The following is a 3225-nucleotide window of genomic DNA, read 5'->3' as shown; positions in this document are numbered from 1 at the left end:
GCGGGCGCGGGCTCCGCGACGGGTTCGGGCTCTGCTGCGGGCGCGGGCTCGGCTACGGGCGCGGGCTCCGCTACCGGCGCGGGCTCGGGCTCGGCCACGGGTGCGGCCTCGGGGAGGGGCGTGGCGGCCGTCCCGGGCTCGGGCTCCGCGTCGGCCTCGGCCCGCTCGGCGGCCTCCTCCGCCTTGACCGTCTCGGCCTCCTCGACCGCTTCCGCCTCCTCAACGGGTCCCGCGTCCCCGGCCGGGTCCGTGACCGGCTCGACGCGCCCCTCGGCCGTCTCGCCCGGCTCGGCCTCGTCCACCGGCTTGATGTCCCGCACCGGCTCGGCCCCGTCCACCGGCTCGGCCCCGTCCGCCGGCTTCGCCTCCTCCACCGGCCCGGCCCCGTCCACCGTCTCCGTCGGGTGCGGGATCGTGGGCTGGTCCTTGGCGCGGTCGAAGGCCGCCGCCACCAGGTCGTCGGCGAGGGCCGCGTCGGTCCTGCCGCGCTGCCCGGGGAGCGGATCGGCGGTCCGCTCCGGCTCGGCCGCCGTCGCGGCCGGTGCCTCGTCCTCACCCGTACGGGCGGCCGGGACGGTCGGCGCGGCGGTCCCGGCGTCCGGGGCGGCGGACGGCTCGCCCGGCTCGGCGCCGGAGGCACCCGTTTCCGGCGTCTGCGCCGCTTCCTGCGCCTCGGCCTCGCTCGGCTCCGCCTTCCGGCGGCCGAAAGCGTTCCGCAGCAGATCCAGAATGCCCATGCGCGCACCCCTTCGCGTCAGTTGGTTCACGGCTTGGTTCCCGGCGATCCGTGGCCAGGGCGGGTACGTAAGGTTAGCCGCCCTCCGGGGTGCTCGACGGAAGGGGCGTGGGCCTCGCTGAGCCCGTCACCCGGGTACCGCCACGTCCCCTTCCGTAGGATTTTCGGAGGGTTTGTCGTCGTGCTCGCCGACGGATGCCGTGCCCGTAGTACCCGAGGTGCCGCCTCCCGCTCAAGTGCCCGCGCCCTCCACCCTCTCCAGCCACTCCACCACGAGTTCCCCGACCCGTTCCGGCGCCTCCAGCACCGGCAGGTGGGCCGCTCCGGGGACGACGGCGAGGCGCGCGTCGGGGAGGAGGTCCGCCAGGGCCCGGGCGGACGCGACCGGGGTGTACGTGTCCCGTTCGCCCACGACGACGAGCGCGGGCGCGGTGAACTCGCGCAGGACGGGGCGGTAGTCGGGCCGCAGGGCCCGCCCGCGCAGCGCGGCGGCGGCCCCGGCGGGGGGCGTGCCGCGCATCATGCGCCGCACGTGCGCGGTGACGGCCGAGCCGGGCGGGGTCGCCGTCATGCGGGGCAGCGCTTCGGCGGTGTACGGGTCCATGCCCTCGCGTTCGAGTCGCGCCGCCAGCTCGCGGCGGGCCCGTACGCCCTCCGGTGTCTCCGGCTCGGGGGTCGTCCCCACGAGCAGCAACCCCCTGACCCGCGTGCCGAAGTGCCGCACGCACTCCATCGCGATCTGTCCGCCCATCGACAGCCCGCCGAGCGCGAAGTCGCCGATCCCGTGCGCGTCGAGCAGGTGGGCGATGTCGGCCGCGAAGGTCGCGAACCCGACCGTCCCCGGGGTGACTTCGCTCTCGCCGTAGCCGCGCAGGTCGGGCACGAGGACGCGGCGGCTCGCGGCGGCGCGTGCGCGCAGCGGGGCCCAGAGGGTGCGGTCGAAGGGCGTGCCGTGGAGGAGTACGAGGGGGAGCGGACCGCCGGGGGTGGAGGCGGGGCCCGAGGCATCGTGGGCGAGGGCGACGGGGGGCGGAACGAGCTGCGGGGGTGTCATGCCGGGAACGTTAGAGAGGGCCCGGGGCGCGGTGCATCATGAGGATTGTTCTCGGTGCGATCGTGCGCCCGCGAGCCGCCCGGGAGGCCGGTCATGGACGAGTACCTGCGCCACGCCCACGTCCTCGCGAACCGTATACTCTCCGGCCGTCTGCGCCCCGGCGACCGCCTCCCGCCGCAACGCGTCTACGCCCGCGAGCGCGGCATCGCCGCCTCGACCGCCGCGCGCGTGTACGGCGAGCTGAGGCGGCGCGGCCTCGTCGTGGGGGAGGTCGGCCGGGGCACGTACGTACGGGCCGCGCCGCCCGTCGCGGAAGCCGCCGCGCTCACCGCCGCCCCGCCCGGCGCCGCCCCCGCCGACCTCGAACTCACCTATCCCTCGGCTCCCGGCCAGTCCGCCGCGCTCGCCGCCTCGCTCGCCCCGCTGCTGCGCCCCGACGTGCTCGCCCGGGTGACCGCGCCCCTGTCGCCGCGCGGGACGCGGGCCGCGCGCGAGGCGGCGGCCCGGCTCTTCGGCGCGGCCGGTGACCCGGAACGTGTGCTCTTCGCCGGGAACGGCCGTCAGGCGCTCGCCGCCGCGTTCACGTGCGCCGTGCCGCGCGGGGGCGTGATCGGCGTCGAGGCGCTGACGTATCCGCTGGTCAAGGCGGTGGCGGAGCGGCTCGGGCGGGTCCTCGTGCCGCTGCCGCTGGACGCGTACGGGATCGTGCCCGCCGCGCTCGCCGCCGAGCGGCCCGCGGCGCTGTACTTCCAGCCGGCCCCGCACAACCCCACGGGCCGCGTCATGCCCCCGGAGCGGCAGGCCGAACTCGCCGAGGTGGCGGCCCGGTTGCGTATCCCCGTCATCGAGGACCGGGTGTGGTCCTTCCTCGCCGATCCGGAGGCGGAGCGGGTGTTCGGCGCGCTCGCGCCGGAGCGCGCCTACGTCGTCGAGAGCCTGTCGAAGCGGATCGCTCCCGGGCTCACGGCCGGGGTGCTGCTCGTGCCGGAGGGGCGTACCGCGTGGGCGGAGACCGCGCTGCGGGAGGGCGGCTGGGCGGCGGGCGGCTTCGCGGTGGAGGCGGCGGCGCGCCTCCTCGCGGACGGCACGGCGGCCCGGCTCGCCGCGGCGAAGCGGGCGGACGCGGCCCGGCGGCAGCGCGTCGCGGCCGGGGAACTGTCCCGTACCGAGGCGCACGCGTCGGGTTACTTCACCTGGTGGCACCTGCCCGCCCCCTGGCGCGCCGAGCCCTTCGCGGCGGCCGCCCGCGCGGCCGGTATCGCCGTCACCCCCGGCGCGGCCTTCGCCGTCCCGCCGTACACCGCCCCGCACACCGTGCGCCTCGGTCTCGCGGCGCTCCCCGTCCCCGCCCTGCGCCGCACCCTGCGCACCCTGGCGGCCCTGGCCGCCGCACCCCCGGCCTGAACCCGCCACCACGCCGCCCGCCCCCCGTTTG

Annotated in this window: 2 protein-coding genes and 1 pseudogene; 1 reads left to right on the top strand and 2 read right to left on the bottom strand. The window is 78.0% G+C overall.

The features are described from left to right. Both SSBG_RS33225 and SSBG_RS14035 read right to left on the bottom strand, forming a co-directional pair. Positions 1 to 737, bottom strand: a pseudogene (locus tag SSBG_RS33225) (hypothetical protein); the annotation flags it as partial. A 231-nt stretch (positions 738 to 968) separates the two neighbouring features. Continuing rightward, positions 969 to 1790, bottom strand: a complete 822-nt coding sequence (locus tag SSBG_RS14035; protein ID WP_008746776.1) for an alpha/beta fold hydrolase — start codon at positions 1788 to 1790, stop codon at positions 969 to 971. A 93-nt stretch (positions 1791 to 1883) separates the two neighbouring features. Here SSBG_RS14035 and SSBG_RS14030 point away from each other — a divergent pair, with 93 nt between their 5' ends. After that, positions 1884 to 3194: an aminotransferase class I/II-fold pyridoxal phosphate-dependent enzyme gene (locus SSBG_RS14030; protein WP_037869734.1), complete on the top strand. Its 1311-nt coding sequence runs from the start codon at positions 1884 to 1886 to the stop codon at positions 3192 to 3194. Positions 3195 to 3225: the final 31 nt, after the last annotated feature.

It is taken from the genome of Streptomyces sp. SPB074 (genome assembly GCF_000154905.1).
GTDB lineage: Bacteria > Actinomycetota > Actinomycetes > Streptomycetales > Streptomycetaceae > Streptomyces.
This window is presented reverse-complemented; position numbering and strand designations above follow the sequence as displayed.